The sequence below is a fragment of the Glacieibacterium arshaanense genome (genome assembly GCF_004681125.1).
Taxonomy (GTDB): domain Bacteria; phylum Pseudomonadota; class Alphaproteobacteria; order Sphingomonadales; family Sphingomonadaceae; genus Polymorphobacter_A; species Polymorphobacter_A arshaanense.
Window position 1 is genome coordinate 375537 of record NZ_SIHO01000002.1, and the last position, 17814, is coordinate 393350.

Genomic DNA, 17814 nt, shown 5'->3' on the forward strand with positions numbered 1-17814 from the left:
AACATGAGTTGGACACGCCACAAGATGGACATTTCAGTTGAACTGGCCCCCGATCATCATCGCCGCCGCTGTCGCGATATTTCTTGGCGGGTTTGGCGGACTGATGACGCCGATCGGCGACTGGTACCGGAATTTGCGCAAGCCGGCGCTGCAACCGCCGAACTGGCTGTTCGGGCCCGCCTGGACGATCATTCTCGGTCTCGCCGCTTGGTCGGCGGTTGTCGCCTGGGAGGCTGCGCCCGGTCCCGCGGCACGAACGACGGTCGTCATCCTGTTCGCGACCAACGCCGTATTCCATGCACTCTGGAGCCCGCTGTTCTTTCGCTTGCGCCGGCCGGACTGGGCGCTGATCGAAGTGGTTTTCTTATGGGCTTCGCTGGTCGCGCTGGTCGTGGGCCTATGGCCGATTTCGCAACAGGCCAGCCTGTTGATCATGCCGTACCTGCTATGGGTCAGCTTCGCCTCATGGCTCAACAGCGCAATTGTGCGCTTGAACCGCCCATTTGCCTGACGAGAATTTGGCGCAGCGCGCTACCGCGGGGACTTGATCCGGGCGCAACTTTCCCCTCGATGGCTGCATTGTCCAACAATGTTTCGGGGGGAGTGGTGCCGCTTAGGTGACTCGAACACCTGACCCCATCATTACGAATGATGTGCTCTACCGGCTGAGCTAAAGCGGCGGTGCGGGGGCAATAGCAGCGACTCCCGCGATATACAAGCGGCGTGCGGCGCAAGTGGGCTGTGGTCGTGTCGTTATTTGTGCGGGACGGTCAAAGGGACCAGCGACATGCGTCAGGACAGCGTCAATCGTGGCAAGGCGGTGCGCAGTGCTCGTGATGCGCTGCCTGCCGACGACGTGCGCTTCGATCTGCCGCCGGTGTTCGGCGGCGACGATGACCGTCGCATGGCACAGCGCGCCGAAGCGCAGTGGCGGTTGGCACGGGCGCCGCACGCCACGATGCCCGGTCACCACGACATGGCGACCGGCGCCGCAGGCGCATTTGCCGAGCATGCATTGCTGCTCGACCTGCGGCGCGGCGACCGCGTCGATGTGCTATTCGCCGGTGCCGCGGTGACAGCGGCGTTCGGCATTACGCCGGGCTATTTGGCGAGCAGCTGCGACGGTGGGTTGGCGGCACTGCTGCTCGATAGCTGCGAGCTGATGCGGCTGTGGCGCGCCGTCGTGCCGGTCGATGCCGCGCTTGCCGGCAGTACCAGCGCCTGCCTGCTGACGCGCGGCGTGCTGCTGCCGCTGGCCGACGACGCGGGCGGGCTCGGTTATGTCCATGGCGTGCTCAACTGGAAGCAGCTGCTTGACCGCGCGGCATCCGAAAGTCTGCGGCGCGAGGTCAATTTTGCACTGCGCGGTGACTCCAGGCATTTGTCGGCAATTCCGGAGTCTGTGCGCGAAAACTGACGAATTTTTCAAATCCACGGGCTGATTCCATGCGAAAATGTGGACAAACCCTCCAAAATCGACACAAAATTCGCAGAATCCATCATTGCTTGCGCACAGCAATAGCATTGTCCTATTGCCGCGCCCGACGCATAAGCGGTGACGGATCCGGCGAAAGCGAGGAGCAAGGCAATGGCGGCACGAGCAGGCGACGATACGCCAGCCCCGGCAGGCGAGAACGCCAACCGACGGCTGTTTGCCGATCTGCTGTTTGCCACGGCGCTGCCCGGCGAGGCCGACAGTATCGATGCTGCCGCCGCCGACCGCATCGTCGCGCAGGTCGCGACGCTCGCCGCCAAGCGTAGCCCCGGCACGCCGGCTATCTCGCTCGACCCCATCGACAGCCAGGGTGGTCGCCGTCGCCTCGGGCTGGCGATCGTCAATGATGATATGCCGTTTCTCGTGGATTCGGTGTCGGCGGCCATTACCAGCGCCGGCCTCGGCATCGACCGGCTGCTGCATCCGATCGTCACCGTACGTCGTGACGACAAGGGTCGGTTGCTCACCATCTCCGCCGCCGATGCCAATGCGCCTGCCCTCGGCGAAGCGCGCGAGTCGCTGATCTACATCGAACTCGAACGCGTCAGCGCCAAGGCGCGGCTCGCGCTCGTTGAAACGCTGCACGGCGTGCTCGCCGATGTACGCGTTGCGGTCAACGATTGGGCCGACATGCTCGCGGCGCTCAAGGCGGCGACGCGGGCGCTGGCCGACAATCCGCCGCCCGTCGCGCCGCACGCTGCCGCCGAAACCACGGCGTTCCTCGATTGGCTCGCCGCCGACAACTTCACGCTGCTCGGCGTGTCGCGCACCGATCTCGACGGCGGTGAAGTCGAAGGACTTGGCTTGCTGCGCAACCCGAAGTTCGCGGTGTGGGGCGATGACGCATTGCCGGCGCCGGTGCAGAAGTTCCTCGACTCACCCGAGCCGATGCTTGTCAGCAAGACCGGCGCAGTTTCGACGGTGCACCGCCACGTCAATTTCGACATGATTTCGGTCAAGGGCTATGACCGCCAGGGCCGCGCGGTCACCGAGACGCGCTTTATCGGGCTGTTCACCAGCTCGGCGCTCGCCACCTCGCCGCGCATGGTGCCGCTGCTGCGCCGCAAGGTCGCCGAGGTCATCGACGCGCTGGGGTTCGATGCCAAGGGCCATACCGGCAAGGCGCTCGTCCATGTCCTCGAAGCCTTCCCGCGCGAGGAACTGTTCGAAGCCAGTCCCGAGCGATTGAAGTCGATGGCGCTCGGCCTGCTGTCGCTGCTCGACCGGCCGCGGCCCAAGCTGTTCGCGCGCGCCGATGCTTATGGGCGCTTTGTCTCGGTGCTCGTCTATGTGCCGCGCGATGCCTATACCAGCGGCGTCCGCGAACGCGTCGGCGCCATGCTCACCGAAACCTTCGGCGGCAAGCTGACGCGCTATGAAGTCGAACTGCGCGCCGAGGGCCTGGCGCGCGTCCACTACATCATCGGCACGCCGGGCGGCGACGTCACGCTCGACGAGGCCGCATTGGATGCCCGCCTCGATGCGATGGTGCGCGGCTGGGATGAACATATCGAAGCCGCGCTCGCCGAAGTCGCCGGTCCCGCGCGGGCGGCACGCCTGACGCTGACGCACGGCAAGGCGTTCTCGCCGAGCTACCGCGCGCAATATAGCGCGGCCGATGCGGCGACCGACCTGCTGGCGCTGTCGCGGCTCGAGGACAGCACCGGCCGCGAAGTGCTGCTTTATCGCCGTGCTGGTGACGCGCCGCGCGCGCTGCGGCTCAAGATCTACCGGCTCGGCCAGATCATCGCATTGTCGGACGCGGTGCCGGTGCTCGAAAACTTCGGGCTGCGTGTTATCGAGGAGTTCCCGTTCGACCTCGATGGCGGACGCCTCGGCTGGATCCACGACTTCCTGCTTGAAGTGCAGGGCGAGGCGGCGACGCTCGACCTCGACGTGTTGCGCGCCCGCGTCGAGCCGGCACTGCGCCATGTGCTGCTCGGCCAGCAGGAGAATGACGCGTTCAACGCGCTGGTCATCGGCTGCGGGCTCGGCGCCGAAACCGCGGGCTGGCTACGCGCCTATTTCCGCTACCTGCGCCAGACCGGCGTCGCCTACGGGCTGACCACCGTCGTCGATGCGCTGCGCCGCTATCCGGCGGTCACCGATGACATCGTCGCGCTGTTCCGCGCCAAGTTCGAGCTCGATGTCGATGACCGCGCGACCGCAATCGCCGCTGCCGCCGAACGCATCGACGCCGGGCTGGCCAATGTCACCGCAATCGACGACGACACGATCCTGCGCCTCTACCAGTCGGTCATCGATGCGACGCTGCGCACCAATGCCTTCGTCCCCGGCGGTCCCGAAGCGCTGGCCTTCAAGCTCGACAGCCACGAAGTTCCCAACCTGCCGCCGCCGGTGCCGTACCGCGAAATCTGGGTCTATTCCCCGCGCGTCGAAGGCATCCACCTGCGCGGCGGGCCGATCGCGCGTGGCGGGCTACGCTGGTCCGACCGCCGCGACGACTTCCGCACCGAAGTGCTCGGGCTGGTCAAGGCGCAGAAGGTCAAGAACACCGTCATCGTGCCCACCGGCGCCAAGGGTGGCTTCTACCCCAAACAACTGCCGGCGCCGTCGAACCGCGAGGCCTATGCCGCCGAAGGCATCGAGGCCTATTCGATCTTCATCCGCGCCTTGCTGTCGCTGACCGACAACCTCGATGCCGCCGGCGCCAACATTCCGCCCGACGATGTCGTCTGCCATGACGCGCCCGACCCTTATCTGGTCGTCGCCGCCGACAAGGGCACCGCGACCTTCTCCGACACCGCCAATGCCATCAGCCTCGCGCATGATGACGGCCGCGGCTTCTGGCTCGGCGACGCCTTCGCCAGCGGCGGGCGCGTAGGCTATGACCACAAGGCGATGGCGATCACCGCACGCGGCGCGTGGATTTCGGTGCAGCGCCACTTCCGCGAACTCGGTGTCGATGTGCAGACCGCACCGGTGCGTGTCGCCGGCTGCGGCGACATGTCGGGCGACGTGTTCGGCAACGGCATGCTGCTGTCGAAATCGATGAAGCTGGTCGCGGCGTTCGACCACCGCCACTTCTTCTTCGATCCCGAACCCGATGTGAAGAAGGCCTTTGCCGAACGCCAGCGGCTGTTCGCGCTGCCGCGCTCGTCATGGGACGACTATGACCGCAAGGTCATTTCAAAGGGTGGCGGCGTCTTCCCGCGCAGCCAGAAGTCGATCCCGCTGACCCCCGAAATCCGGCTCAGCCTCAACATCACCGCCGATGCGCTGTCACCGACCGAGCTGATCGTCGCCATCCTCAAGGCCAAGGTCGACCTGTTCTGGTTCGGCGGCATCGGCACCTATGTCCGCGCCAATTTCGAAAGCAACGTCGATGTCGGCGATCGCGCCAATGACGCGCATCGCGTCACCGGCGACCAGCTCGGCGCCAAGGTCGTTGGCGAAGGCGCCAACCTCGGGCTGACGCAGGCCGGGCGCATCGAGTTCGCCGAACACGGCGGCCGCATTAACACCGATTTCATCGACAACAGCGCCGGCGTCGATTGCTCGGACAACGAGGTCAACATCAAGATCGCGCTCGGCAGCGAGGTCGCCGCCGGCCGACTGACCGAGGAGGCGCGCAACGCGCTGCTCGTCGAGATGACCGACGAAGTCGCCGAACTCGTACTCCACGACAACATCATGCAGACGCAGGCGCTATCGATTGCCGAACGCGGCGGTGCAGCCGCGATTCCGCGCTACATCCGGCTGATCCAGACGCTCGAGACCAGCGCCGCCGAACTCAATCGCAGCCTCGAAGGCCTCGCCAGTGACGATGTCCTCGTCCAACGCGGCCGGGCCGGCGACGGCCTCGAACGCCCTGAGCTGGCGGTCATCATGGCCTATGCCAAGATGGCGGTTTACGACGCGCTGGTCGTCAGCCCGGTGTGCGACGATGCGCTGCTGCTGCCCGATCTGATGGGGGCCTTCCCAGATGCGATGGCGGCGCGGTTCCCGGCGGCAATCGAGACCCACCGGCTGCGCCGCGAACTCGTCGCCACCAAGCTGACCAACGAACTGATCAACCGCGGCGGGCTGACCTTGCCGTTCGAACTCGCCGAAGAACTCGGCGTCAGCCTGGCGGATGTCGGCGGCGCGTTCGTCGCCGGGCGCGAACTGTTCGACTTCCGCGATCTGTGGGACGCCATCGACAGCGCCGAAGTGCCCGGCCCGGTCCAGCTCGAACTCCACAGCTATGCGATCGAGGCCATGCGCGCGCAAATGGCCGACCTGCTGCGTGTCGGCGCCGGCGTCGGCGATCCGTCAGCACTGGTCAGCCGCCTCAAGCCCGGCCTCGACCGGCTCGGCGAACGCATCGCGCAGCTGCTGCGCCCCGAACCGCAGGCGCAGATCGACTGGTTCGCCGCGACGCTCAACCGCGCCGGCGCGCCGCGCGACGTCGCCGACCGGCTGGTGCGCATGCACGCGCTCGACGGCTCGGTCGGCATCGGCTTGCTCGCCGCCGACCTCGGCGGCGACGAGGCACAGGTCGCCATGGGCTATACGCACCTCGGTGAAACGCTCGGGCTCGACTGGGCCAAGGGTGCCGCGCTGCTGCTCGCCCCCAACGACCCGTGGGAACGGCTGCTCAAGGCCGGGCTGGTGCGCGACTTCGAACAGCTGCGGCTCGACCTGATGCGCCGCATCGTCAAGCCCGGCGGCGATCCGGTGGCAGAGGTCAACACCTGGCTCGCCGCCAACCACGCCCGCGCCAATCGCGTCTGTGCGCTGGTATCGCGCGCGCGCCATAGCGGTGCGGTGACGACGGCAATGCTCGCGCATGTCGCCAGTCAGGCACGCGCGGTGCTGGCGGGGTAGGATAAAGGGCCTCCGGCGGGCAGGGCCTTGGCCCTGCACCCGATTTTTGGGGTGCGCCTTCTCAACGCGTGCATCCTTGAACCAAACTCCACCGCGCTCATCCCGAGCGAAGTCGAGGGACACGCCCAGCGGTGGGTTTGTCCCTCGACTTCGCTCGGGATGAGCGGGGTTTGGTGGTGTTGAACCGGTCTAAGGCAAGGCGCACAGACACGACGAATTTCCGGCCAGCGGATATCCCCGCCCCGGTCCATCGTCCTTGGGTACTGACCCCCACCGCCACGGTGGAGATTTATCCTCTTCCCGATGACGGCGTCCTTGGGAGGGTTGCTGGGTCATCGGGAAGAGGCAGGCTTTGTGACGCTGATCGGGATAGCCGGGGTCGGAGGACGTTTGTGCGGTATCTTAGGCCGCTAGCACTAGGGTCAGCACTGGTTTCAGTACAAAGTTTAGCACTAGGGTAGAGGTGTCCTCCTTGGAACACTTGGAGCTGAAGTTCCCGATCTAACAGAGCGCGGGGCTAAAAAGCGCGGCGGTGATGCGTCACGTCCGGCCAAGCAAGTGGCGATCATGGTTCCGGACAGGTTGGACGAGGAACTCCCATTCCTCGCCGCCTTGAGAGTATCACTAACCGGTTCGGTTCGTTATGTCAAGTGAAATCGCGCTTAGGGCGATTTCCTTATCCCTAGAACGTCCCGCGCAGGTTGATGCGGAAGCCGCTGCCTTCGGGCGCGCTGGCATTGCCGGTCACCGGGCCGCCATAGGTTGCGACCACGCCGAACGCCGGTGACAGGTTGAGCCCGACAGAGACGCCGAGCCCGAGCCATTGTTTGTTGTTGTTGTCGGCGACGCCGTCGGTGGTGGTGGCGCCGCCGCTGTTGACGCCGCCGTCGAGCGAGGCCCAGAGCGCGCGGTTGAAGTTGTGCGTCAGATGCCCCTCCATGCGGAACAGCGCCGATTGCGTGCGCCGGCCGGCGCGGAACGGCGCGTCATTGGGAGTGTACATAATGACGCTCGGGACGACTTCGATCGTCGTCAGCTTCGGTGACAGATACGAGCCGCCGAGCATCCAGCCGAACGGCATGCCGAGCCGGAACGCCCAGCGGTTGGTACCGAGGTTGAGCAGCTTGGTGTCGTCATATTCGCCCGTCGGCGCCGTCGCCTGCGCCAGCACGCCGAGCGAGAACCCCGGCTTGTACTGGACATATTGCGCCTTGGTCAGCGCCGGTGAACCGATAACGCCGAACACCCCCATCACCGTCAGGTCGCCGAGGCCGCTGCTTTCGCCCGAACGCACCAACGTGTTGCCGAACGGGCCGCCGAGCGTCACCTGGCCCTTAACGCGGCCAAACGGCATCGCCACGACGAGGCCCGCGGCATTGCCGCCGATGGCGACGGTACGGGTGTATTGCAGCACGCCGACGTCGACGCTGCCGTCGAGGCCCTTGATCGCCGTCGACGGGTCGAGCGAGCTGTTCGAATCCTCGAAAATGCCGATCAGGTTGAAATTGTTGCTGCCGACCGGCAGCGGGAAATAGGCGCGCGGCCCGTCATCAATCGCCAGCGCCGGCACTGCGATACCCGCCAGCGTGGCGAGCGCCACCATCTTCATCCATCGACGCATTGCAGAATTCCCCTGAGTTTGTACGCGATTCCTAACGAGGTGCGGCGCCAACTACTGACAAGAATTGTTCAATTGTCGCGGCCACCGGACATTGCCATAAACCCTGAAATGACGAGTCGCGAACAAGCCGCCAGCACCCTGATTTCCACTACCGGCTGGCTGGGCGGCTGCGCGCCGGCGTTCCGCGATTGGATGGTCGCCAACACCCAGTGGCGCGTCTATGCCCCGGGCGAGGGGCTGACACACGCCGGCGATGCCGATGGCGCCGTTTACTGCGTCGGCGACGGCCAGGTGCACTTCGTCACCGGAATCGGCATGGCCGATGTCGGCACGGCATTTTTCGGCCTGCCCGGTGGCTGGTGGGGCCATGCGCCGCTACTCGGCGGCGTCTACATCGGCTCGGCAGTTGCAACCACCGATTCTTTGTGCGGCGCTGTGCGGCTGCAGGCGCTGCGCGCCCGGCTGGCAGCGCACCCCGGCGACTGGGAGCAGATCGCGCTGGTGATATCGGATCAGTTCGTCATGGCGGTCGGCGCGCATGCCGACATGCTGATCGGCGACAGCCGGCGCCGCGTTGCGGCGACAATCCTGCGCCTTGGCGGCTGGCGACACCGGCGCTACCGCCTTTCGCCGCCTGACGCCTTCATCTGCACGCAGGAGCACCTCGCCGGCGCCTGCGCCTTCAGCCGCAACACCGTCGGCAAGGTGGTGCGCGGGTTGGAGGCCGAGGGGCTGATCGATACACGCTACGGCCGCATCGCGATTCTCGACGCCAAGCGCCTGCGCAAGGCCGCCGAAGCCGACTGAGTCTTTGCAGGCACCGCCTGCGATGCGCTAGGGAGGCGGCGCGCCGTTGCTGGCGCTGGAGAAGATGATGAGCGACCAGCCCGGCGATGATGATTTCGTCTATGACGAAGCCAGCGGCGAGTGGATCAGCGGTGCTGAAGCTGCGGCCAAGGCGTCGACCGCGGGCCAGGTCGAAGTGCGCGATTCGGTCGGCAATCTGCTGGCGGACGGTGACAGCGTGACGCTGATCAAGGACCTCACCGTCAAGGGCGCCGGGCAGACGCTGCGCCGCGGCACCGTCATCAAGTCGATCCGGCTGACCGGTGACGACCAGGAAATCGACTGCCGCTACGAAGGCATCAAGGGGTTGGTGCTGCGCGCCGAGTTCGTCAAGAAGCGCTAGTGACCCGAACGTTTTGGCAACTTTGCTGCAATGCAGCAGTTGCCGCGCGGGCCGCGCTTGCCTAGGAGTGACGCCAGTCATTCAGGAGAGCTAGGCGTGCAGACAATCGGCGTTATCGGTGCGGGTTTGATGGGCAACGGCATCGCGCATGTCGCGGCTGCATCGGGCTACAAGGTCATTTTGTCGGATGTGTCGAGCGACCGCACCGAGGCCGCCAAGGCGACCATCGCCAAAAATCTGGCGCGGGGGCTGACCAAGGGCACCATCGACGAGGCGACGATTGCGGCGATTCTGGCGCGCATCACGTTGACCACCGACACCGCGGCGTTCGTCGCGGCCGATCTGGTCATCGAGGCGGCGACCGAGAACGAGGCCATCAAGGTCAAGATCTTCGCCGAACTGTCGCCCAAGCTGCGTGCCGAAACCTTGCTCGCCACCAACACCTCGTCGATTTCGATTACCCGGCTGGCGGCGGCGACCGACCGTCCCGACCGCTTCACCGGGCTGCACTTCTTCAACCCGGTGCCGGTGATGCAACTCATCGAAATCATCCCCGGCCTCGCCACCAGCGCCGAAACTACTGCCGCGATGCACCGTTTCGTGGCGGCGCTCGGCAAGACCGGCATCGAATCCGAAGACCGGCCGGCGTTCATCGTCAACCGCATCCTGTGCCCGATGCTCAACGAGGCGATCTTCGCGCTTGGTGACGGGCTGGGCTCGGTTGTCGATATCGACATGGGCATGAAGCTCGGCGCCAACCACCCGATGGGACCGCTGGCGCTCGCCGATTTCGTCGGGCTCGATACGCTGTTCAGCATCCTGCAGGTCATGCAGGCAACGACCGGCGATTCGAAGTATCGTCCGGCACCGCTGCTGGTGAAGTACGTCGAAGCCGGCTGGCTCGGCCGCAAATCGGGCCGCGGTTTCTACGACTACAGCGGCGAAGCGCCGGTGCCGACGCGGTGAATTTTCGCCCGGCCACGGCGGGGACGATCGGCGCGGTGCTGGCGCTGGCGACGCTGCCGCTGCACCTGCTGGTGACGCATGCAACATCGGTGGTGCTGGCGGCGCTGGCCGTATCGGCGGTCGGCGCGATCTATATCGGCTTTGCGCTGCGCGACGGTCGGGGGCGCAACATCGGTATCGAATGCGTCGTCGGCATGTTGTTTTTCGCGGCGGGCGCGCTCGGGCTGCTCGTCACGCCCTGGGCAATTCCGGCGGCGTTCGTCGCGCACGGGCTGTGGGACGCCGCGCACCACCGCCTTGTCGATACGCAGATGCCGCGCTGGTATATTCCGTTCTGCGCCGTCTATGACTTCGTGTTCACGGCCGGGCTGACGCTGATCTGGTGGCGCTGATGCAGCTGGTTTTCACCAAGGGCGCCGGCAAGTTCGACCGGCTTGAACTGCGCCGCGCCGACGGCACGACCGAAAGCATCGACTGCCCCAAGCAGGGCATCATCCCGCACGACATGGTGCATTTTGCCGTCGAGGCTGAAGTTGTCGGCGTGGGGTTCCTCGGCAATCTCGCGGCGGGCGGCGGTGCGGACTTCGGTGCCGCCGATGACCCGCACGCGCGTGCCGTCGAGCGGCTCGTCGAAACCGTGCAGGCCGAAGCCTGGGCGGGGGCGCCGACGCCCGATGCCGAATTTCTCGACCTGTACCGGCTGACCTGCGACGCGCGCGGCGACCAGCCGCTCGACCTTGACGCTGCGGCGCTGGCGGCCATACGCGCCCGGTTGGCGGCGCTTACTGCAGCGTGGCAGGCGGTGGCGGTGGGCAACAGCCTGACGCTCAGCCTTGACGTTCCGACACGCGGATAACCAACTTCAGCCCCGACCACACGGCGTCGACCGCACAGACCTTCACGTCGACAAACCCCAGCGGCAGCGCGATCGCGCGGATGGTGTCTTCGGTGATGTCGGTCGGGACTTTCGACGCCTTTTTGGGCCATGACACCCAGATCATGCCCTTGGGCGCGAGCTCGCCGCGCAGCCGCACCAGCAGCGTCTCAAGCTCGACGCGACGGTCGCAAAACAAATGCACCATGTCCCACGGCGGGGCGCCGTCAGGCGGCGGCGCGCCGTCGTCGATCTCCGCCGCGACGCCGGCGGGCATGGCATGGCGCAGCGTGCGCTGGCCCGACGCGACCCCGAGTTTGCGGCGCAGCGGCATGCCCGAATAGCCCGCGGGGGCGGGCGCGCTAGTGATTGCCATCTCCGTCTCCCGCCCTATAGGGGGTGCATGAGCAATGCCCCGCACCCCGACCTGCTGGTCAAGACCGAGACGCTGATCGAGGCGTTGCCGTATCTGCAACGCTATGCCGGCAAGACGTTTGTCGTCAAATACGGCGGCCATGCGATGGGCGACCCCGAACTGGCACGCGATTTCGCCGAAGATATCGTGCTGTTGAAGGCGGTCGGTATCAACCCCGTCGTTGTGCACGGCGGCGGCCCGCAGATCGGTGCGATGCTCAAGCGCCTCGAGATCAAGAGCGAGTTCATCGACGGGCTGCGCGTCACCGACGCCGCGACTGCCGAAGTCGCCGAAATGGTGCTGTCGGGCGCGATCAACAAGGAACTCGTCGCCTGGATCAATGCAGCGGGCGGCAAGGCGGTTGGTATTTCGGGCAAGGACGCCAACCTCGTCACCGCCACCAAGGTGACGCGCACCAAGCGCGATCCTGACAGCCTGATCGAACAGGTCGTCGATCTGGGCTTTGTCGGCGAACCCGAAACCATCGACCGCACCGTCATCGACGTGCTGACCGCCGCCAACATCGTGCCGGTCATTGCCCCCGTCGGCGTCGGCGCCGACGGCCACACCTACAACATCAACGCCGACACGATGGCGGGCGCGATTGCCGCCGCGATCGGCGCGGCGCGGTTGTTCCTGCTCACCGATGTCGCCGGCGTGCTCGGCAAGGACGGTGTCTTGCTCACCGACCTGACGCCGCCGATGATCGAGACGCTGGTCGCCGACGGCACGATTTCCGGCGGCATGATCCCCAAGATCGAAACCTGCGTCGGCGCGGTGCAAGGCGGTGTCGACGCCGCGGTCATCCTCGATGGCCGCATCCCGCACGCCATGCTGCTCGAAATCTTCACCCGCGCGGGTGTGGGCACGCTTGTCCACGCGTAGCCGCGTAACACGGTTCCGCAGCCTCGACGCCATGCGCGGCGTGGCCGCGATCGGCGTCGCGCTGATGCACTGGGCGAAAGTTGCCGGGACGAGCTGGCTGCCGAGCGGCTATCTTGCCGTCGACATGTTCTTCGCATTGAGTGGCTTCGTCATCGCCCACGCCTATGACCAGCGCATTGCCGCCGGGCTCGGCGCGAGGCGCTTCATGGCGATGCGCTTCATCCGGCTCTATCCGCTCTATCTGCTCGGCACCTTGGTGTCGGTGGCGATGGTGGCGACCGGCCTCGATACCAGCTGGAGCGCCGCCGGTTTCCGGCTGGCGCTGGTGTTCGCGCTGCTGATGCTGCCGATGCCGATGCCCGGCGGCGAGCCCGTCGATGACCATGGCACGCTGTATCCGCTCAACGATCCGGCATGGTCGCTGCTGTTCGAACTGATCGCCAACCTTGGCTTCGTGCTGATCCACCGCTGGCTGTCGACACGCGTGCTGCTGCTGATTCTCGGCGTCGCCGCCGTGGCGCTGCTGGTATCGACGCAGCAGCAGCAGAGCATGGAGCGTGGTTGGGCCTGGGACGGTTTCGGCGTCGCCAGCGCGCGCGTGGCGTTCTCGTTCCCGCTCGGCGTACTGGTCTATCGGCGCTTCCGCGATGGCGTGCTGCTGCGCTGGCGCGTGCCGGTGTGGGTGATCCTGGCGGTCATCATCGCGGTGATGGCGATGCCGGCCGAAGGCCTGCCGTATGAGGCGGCACGCGATGTCGCCGTCGTGCTGCTGGTGTTGCCGGTGCTGCTGGTGCTCGGCGTCAATGCGGCCGAGGTGCCCGCGACGGCTCCGCTGTTCGACTGGCTGGGGGAGATTTCCTACCCGCTTTACGCTGTCCACGGCCCGTTGATGGCGCTGGTCGCGGCGCTCGCTGCCAAGCACGGCCTCGACGGCGAGGCGGTGCCGTCAGCGCCGTTGCTCGTGCTGCTGGTGCTGCTGATTGCGCTGTGCCGGCCGCTCAGCCGCTGGTTCGACAGTCCGGCGCGGCGCTGGTTGACCGTCCGGCTGGGTCTGGGGAGATGATCCGCCTCGCACGTCGCGCCGACCTGCCGTTTCTTGCCGATATCCAACTGTCGGCGGGCGAGCTGTTTCGCGGCACGCACATGGATTTCGCCGCCGACCACCCGCCGACGCCGCTCGCCGATTTCGAAGCGGCTTGCGCCGATGCGACACTGTGGGTCAGCGACGACGCCGGGCGGTGCAACGGGCTGTTGCTCGCCGAAGCCAGCCGCGACGACCTCCACATTCTCGAGCTGTCGGTGGCGGCGATCGCACAACGGCGCGGCATCGGGAGCGCGCTGCTGGCGGCAGCGATTGCCGGCGCGCGCGGGCGCGGACTGGCGAGCCTGACGCTGACCACCGACCGCACGCTGCCGTGGAACGCACCCTTCTATGCACGCAACGGCTTTGCCATGCTGACGCCGGAAACCACGCCGGCCTGGCTGCGCGCTATTTTGCGCCACGAGGCCCAGGCCGGGTTGAAACCTGAATGGCGTTGCGCCATGCGGCTCAACCTATGAGTTTCCGTGATGCCACCATCCCGCAGGATTGGCCGCGCCTGGCCGATTGGCTGGGTGCGGCGGGGCACCGGCTCGACCTTGATACGCCGCCGCGCCAGTTCGCCGGCGGGCTCGCCAACCTCAACTATCTGGTGAGCCTCGACGGTGCCCCCGCGGTGCTGCGCCGCCCGCCGCCGGGGCCGGCTGCCGAGGGCGCCAACGACATGGCACGCGAATGGCGCGTGCTGTCGCGACTCAACGCCGGCTTCCCCTTGGCACCGCGCGGCATCGCGTTCTGCGAGGATGTGGCGGTACTCGGCGCGCCGTTCCAGCTCATCGAATACCGCCCCGGCATCGCCATCGGTGGTAGCCTGCCTGCCGGACTGCCCGCCGACGCCCCCGCAAGGCTGACCAGCGCGCTGATCGCCGCGATGGCCGCGCTGCATGGGCTCGACCCGGCCAGCGTCGGACTCGAAGGGCTGGGCAAGCCGACGGGTTTCCTCGGCCGTCAGGTCGAAGGCTGGGCGCGCCGTGCCGCTGCCGTCTGGCCCGACGGCGATGCGCCCGCCAGCGTCGCGCACATCGTTGCATGGCTGCGCGCCAACCTGCCGGCCGATGCGCCTGCATCACTGATCCACAGTGACTTCAAGTTCGACAACATGCTCGTCGATTCGGCCACGCTCGAAGCGAAAGCCGTCATCGACTGGGACATGGCGACGCTCGGCGATCCACTGTTCGATCTCGGCGTGCTGCTGTCGTACTGGATCGAGCCCGGCGACCCGCAGGCGTTGCACGCGCTGGCGCAAGTCCCGTCGCTCGAACCCGGCTTCCCGACGCGCGCCGAAGTTGCCGCCGCCTATTTTGCCGCCAGCGGGCGGGCGCCGGTGCCGCTCGATTTTCATCTGGCGCTGGCACGTTTCCGGCTGGCGGTGGCGTGGATGCAGCTTTATCGACGCTGGCAGGCGGGTGCCGTGCACGGCAACCGCTATTTGGATTTTGAAAAACTGGCGCTGGCGATTCTGGGCCATGTCGCTGCAACCTTGTGAGGACGAACGATGATCGACTTTGAAATCCCCGCTGATCTGGCGGCTTTGCGCGACAAGATCCGCCAGTTCGTCATCGACGAAATCGTCCCCTATGAACGCGACCCGCGCCTGACGCAGCACGGTCCGACCGATGAGCTGCGCCAGGAAATGATCGCCAAGGCGCGCAAGGCCGGGCTGCTGTCGATCCAGGTGCCGCGTGAACTCGGCGGCATGGGGCTTGACCACATCGGCCACGCCGTGGCGCTCGAAGCCGCCGGCTGGTCGACGCTCGGCCCGGTAGCGATGAACTGCGCCGCGCCCGACGAAGGCAACATGCTGATCCTGTCGAAGATCGCGCGTCCCGACCAGATCAAGGAATTCCTGCAGCCGGTGGTCGACGGCCACCAGCGTTCGGTGTTCGCGATGACCGAGCCCGACGGCGCCGGTTCCGACCCCGCGCAGCTCAGCACCGAAGCGGTGTTCAACGGCAACGACTATGTCATCAACGGCCGCAAGTGGCTGATCACCGGGGCCAATGGCGCCAAGACCTGGATCATCATGGCGCGCGTTGCGCCGAACCCGCACGGCCCCGACGGCCCGACCTTGTTCCTGTGCGACGGCAACACGCCGGGGATCGAGATCGAGCGCGTGATGAACTCGATGGACCGCAACTATGTCGAAGGCCATGCGGTGGTGAAGTTCAATAACCTGCGCCTCGGGCCCGACCAGCTGCTCGGTGAAGTCGGCAACGCCTTCCAGTACGCGCAGATGCGCCTCGCGCCGGCACGGCTGACGCACTGCATGCGCTGGATCGGTGCCGCGACGCGCGCGCACAGCATCGCCATCGACCACGCCCGCACCCGCACCGCGTTCGGCAAGCCGCTCGGCGAGCACCAGGGCGTCGGCTTCATGCTGGCCGACAATGAAATCGCGCTGCAGACCTGCCGCCTCGCGGTGTGGAACGCCTGCTGGATGATGGACAAGGGTGAGGCGCCGAAGGGCTTCAGCGCCCGCCACCAGAGCTCGATCGTCAAGTGCTTCGTGTCGGAGGAGCTGTTCAAGGTCACCGACCGCTGCGTGCAGATCCTCGGCGGCATCGGCGTCACCGACGAGACGGTGGTGGAGATGATCTTCCGCGATATGCGGCCGTTCCGCCTGTATGACGGCCCGACCGAAGTCCACAAATTCGCCATCGCGCGCACCTTGATGCGCCACGGCACGGCGATGGTTGCATGACGCTACAGTGGCGCGGCAAATTCCTTGAGGTGCACCGCGAGGGCACTTGGGAATATGCCGCGCGCACGCGCAGCATCGGCGCGGCGGTCATCCTCGCAGTGACCGATGCACGCGAAATCGTGCTGGTCGAACAGTTTCGCGTGCCGTTCGGGCGTCCGTGCATCGAACTGCCCGCCGGGCTGGTCGGCGATGAAGTCGCGGGCGAGGGCGAAGCTGCCAGCGCGGCGCGCGAGCTGCACGAGGAAACCGGGTTCGAGGCGGCGCACTGGGAAGACCTTGGCGAATTCGCCACGTCGCCGGGCATGTCGAGCGAGAGCTTCCGGCTGTTCCGCGCCACCGGCCTGACGCGCACTGGCACCGGCGGCGGCACGCCCGAAGAGGCCATATCCGTGCATGTCGTGGCCCTGTCCGACCTCCCCGATTGGCTCGCGGCGCAACGCCAGCGCGGCTGCGTCATCGATTGCCGGCTGGTTGTCGGGCTCGGACTGGTCTAGCCTCGCGCCATGGGGGTGCCATGGCGAAGACCATCGTCATTTGTATCGACGGGACGGGTGACCAGATCCAGGTCAACGCCACCAATGTGCTGCGGCTGGCGACGGTCGCGGTCGGCCGGGGCGACGCGCAGCATGTCTATTACGACCCCGGCGTCGGCACTCAGGGCAAGCCGACGCACAGTCTGCTCGGCGAAAGTGAAGTGCTCAAGCTGTTCGATCTCGGCATCGGGCTCGGCATCTATGACAAGATCGGCAACGCCTATTCATTGTTGATGGCGGCGTATCAGCCCGGCGACCGGCTGATGCTGTTCGGCTTCAGCCGCGGCGCCTATATCGTGCGCGCACTCGCCGGGATGGTCGCCAAGATCGGCATCCTCGACCCGCTGCGCGCCAACCTGCTGCCCTATGCCATCAAGCTCTATGCCGACCCCGACAATGCCGAACTGGCCGAATCGTTCGCGCAGACCTTCTGCCACCGCGACGCGCGGATCAATTTCCTCGGGCTGTGGGACACCGTCAAATCGGTGTTCGCCGTCGAGCTTTGGCCGCCGGAGGTCAGCGGCGTGTCGCTGCCCTTCACGTTGAACAACGACAAGGTCGATGTCGTTCGCCACGCGGTTTCCATCGATGAAAAGCGCCGGTTCTTCCGCACCAATTTGTGGCACGCATTGCCCGGGCAGGATGTTGCACAGGTCTGGTTTGCCGGCGGCCATTGCGACATCGGCGGCAGCTACCCGCCCGAGGCGTCGGGGTTGAGCCGGATTGCGCTCGATTGGATGCTCGACGAGGCGGTGGTGCATGGCCTGCTGGTCGATCCGGCGCGGCGCGCGGCGCTGCCGGGGCAGCCCGATCCGCTGGCACCGCTGCACAACCGCATCCACGGGCTGGTCAATCTGATTCCCGAAATCATCCCGAAATGGGGCCGGCGACCCCCCGACGGCCACAAGGCGCTGTTCCTGCCGCTCGGCGAGCCGCGCTACATCGCGCCGGGTGCGGTGGTGCATGCCAGCGTTGCGGCGCGGCTGAACGCCGGCATCGGCTATGCGCCGGTGAATTTGCCCGCCGATTACCGCGTCTATGGCGAAAATTGACCCCCAACGCGCGATACGCGCTACAATCGACAATCAACCGACAGGAGACGCGCGATGGCCAAGGGTCAGATGAAAAGCAACAAGGAAACCAAAAAACCCAAGGCGAAGAAGGTCAAGACCATCGCCGCCAACCCGTCGACAAAGGGCATGATCA

General features: G+C 66.3%; 17 protein-coding genes and 1 tRNA gene. 15 read left to right on the plus strand and 3 right to left on the minus strand.

Annotated elements, in window-relative coordinates:
* Nucleotides 1-37: 37 nt before the first annotated feature.
* Nucleotides 38-511, plus strand: coding sequence for a TspO/MBR family protein (locus tag EUV02_RS07995; RefSeq protein WP_135245720.1), 474 nt, complete (start codon nt 38-40; stop codon nt 509-511).
* 93 nt (nt 512-604) lie between these two features.
* Here the strand turns inward: EUV02_RS07995 and EUV02_RS08000 are convergent.
* Nucleotides 605-680 (minus strand) — tRNA-Thr (locus EUV02_RS08000).
* A gap of 107 nt (nt 681-787) precedes the next feature.
* Here EUV02_RS08000 and EUV02_RS08005 point away from each other — a divergent pair.
* Both EUV02_RS08005 and EUV02_RS08010 read left to right on the plus strand, forming a co-directional pair.
* Nucleotides 788-1417, plus strand: coding sequence for a hypothetical protein (locus EUV02_RS08005; RefSeq protein ID WP_135245721.1), 630 nt, complete (start codon nt 788-790; stop codon nt 1415-1417).
* A gap of 171 nt (nt 1418-1588) precedes the next feature.
* The gene (locus EUV02_RS08010) at nt 1589-6325 is read left to right on the plus strand and encodes an NAD-glutamate dehydrogenase (RefSeq protein WP_135245722.1); all 4737 of its coding nucleotides are present in this window, start codon (nt 1589-1591) and stop codon (nt 6323-6325) included.
* Between the two features lie 682 nt (nt 6326-7007).
* Here the strand turns inward: EUV02_RS08010 and EUV02_RS08015 are convergent.
* On the minus strand, nt 7008-7946 hold the full coding sequence (locus EUV02_RS08015) for a transporter (protein ID WP_135245723.1): 939 nt from the start codon (nt 7944-7946) through the stop codon (nt 7008-7010).
* A gap of 108 nt (nt 7947-8054) precedes the next feature.
* On the opposite strand from EUV02_RS08015, the gene EUV02_RS08020 reads away from it, so the two are divergent.
* The 5 genes from EUV02_RS08020 to EUV02_RS08040 all read left to right on the plus strand — a co-directional run bounded on the left by EUV02_RS08020 (nt 8055) and on the right by EUV02_RS08040 (nt 10957).
* A complete protein-coding gene (locus EUV02_RS08020) occupies nt 8055-8753 on the plus strand; it encodes a Crp/Fnr family transcriptional regulator (protein WP_135245724.1) in 699 nt (232 codons plus the stop codon).
* A gap of 67 nt (nt 8754-8820) precedes the next feature.
* Nucleotides 8821-9135, plus strand: coding sequence for an alkylphosphonate utilization protein (locus tag EUV02_RS08025; protein WP_135245725.1), 315 nt, complete (start codon nt 8821-8823; stop codon nt 9133-9135).
* A 96-nt stretch (nt 9136-9231) separates the two neighbouring features.
* Nucleotides 9232-10101, plus strand: coding sequence for a 3-hydroxybutyryl-CoA dehydrogenase (locus EUV02_RS08030; protein WP_243445826.1), 870 nt, complete (start codon nt 9232-9234; stop codon nt 10099-10101).
* Entirely contained in the window at nt 10098-10493 is a 396-nt protein-coding gene (locus tag EUV02_RS08035; RefSeq protein WP_135245727.1) for a hypothetical protein, read from the plus strand. Before EUV02_RS08030 ends, EUV02_RS08035 begins: the two co-directional genes overlap by 4 nt.
* Entirely contained in the window at nt 10493-10957 is a 465-nt protein-coding gene (locus EUV02_RS08040) for a hypothetical protein (protein WP_135245728.1), read from the plus strand. Before EUV02_RS08035 ends, EUV02_RS08040 begins: the two co-directional genes overlap by 1 nt.
* Here the strand turns inward: EUV02_RS08040 and EUV02_RS08045 are convergent.
* Complete coding sequence (locus EUV02_RS08045) at nt 10929-11351, minus strand: DUF3052 family protein (RefSeq protein WP_135245729.1); 423 nt, start codon at nt 11349-11351, stop codon at nt 10929-10931. The genes EUV02_RS08040 and EUV02_RS08045 overlap by 29 nt on opposite strands.
* 27 nt (nt 11352-11378) lie before the next feature.
* Here EUV02_RS08045 and argB point away from each other — a divergent pair, with 27 nt between their 5' ends.
* From argB to EUV02_RS08080, 7 genes are read left to right on the plus strand one after another with little or no spacing between them, the layout of a single operon-like run.
* On the plus strand, nt 11379-12275 hold the full coding sequence (argB, locus tag EUV02_RS08050) for an acetylglutamate kinase (RefSeq protein WP_135245730.1): 897 nt from the start codon (nt 11379-11381) through the stop codon (nt 12273-12275).
* Nucleotides 12262-13338 (plus strand): acyltransferase family protein, encoded by a 1077-nt coding sequence (locus EUV02_RS08055; RefSeq protein WP_166430560.1) that lies wholly within the window; start codon nt 12262-12264, stop codon nt 13336-13338. The genes argB and EUV02_RS08055 overlap by 14 nt, the downstream gene beginning before the upstream one ends.
* On the plus strand, nt 13335-13835 hold the full coding sequence (locus EUV02_RS08060) for a GNAT family N-acetyltransferase (protein ID WP_135245732.1): 501 nt from the start codon (nt 13335-13337) through the stop codon (nt 13833-13835). The genes EUV02_RS08055 and EUV02_RS08060 overlap by 4 nt, the downstream gene beginning before the upstream one ends.
* The gene (locus tag EUV02_RS08065) at nt 13832-14860 is read left to right on the plus strand and encodes a phosphotransferase family protein (RefSeq protein ID WP_135245733.1); all 1029 of its coding nucleotides are present in this window, start codon (nt 13832-13834) and stop codon (nt 14858-14860) included. The genes EUV02_RS08060 and EUV02_RS08065 overlap by 4 nt, the downstream gene beginning before the upstream one ends.
* 9 nt (nt 14861-14869) lie before the next feature.
* A complete protein-coding gene (locus EUV02_RS08070; protein WP_135245734.1) occupies nt 14870-16075 on the plus strand; it encodes an acyl-CoA dehydrogenase family protein in 1206 nt (401 codons plus the stop codon).
* Nucleotides 16072-16569 carry an NUDIX hydrolase gene (locus EUV02_RS08075; protein ID WP_135245735.1) on the plus strand — a complete coding sequence of 166 codons (498 nt, stop codon included), beginning with the start codon at nt 16072-16074 and terminating at the stop codon, nt 16567-16569. Before EUV02_RS08070 ends, EUV02_RS08075 begins: the two co-directional genes overlap by 4 nt.
* Nucleotides 16570-16589: 20 nt before the next feature.
* A complete protein-coding gene (locus tag EUV02_RS08080; protein ID WP_135245736.1) occupies nt 16590-17660 on the plus strand; it encodes a DUF2235 domain-containing protein in 1071 nt (356 codons plus the stop codon).
* Nucleotides 17661-17814: the final 154 nt, after the last annotated feature.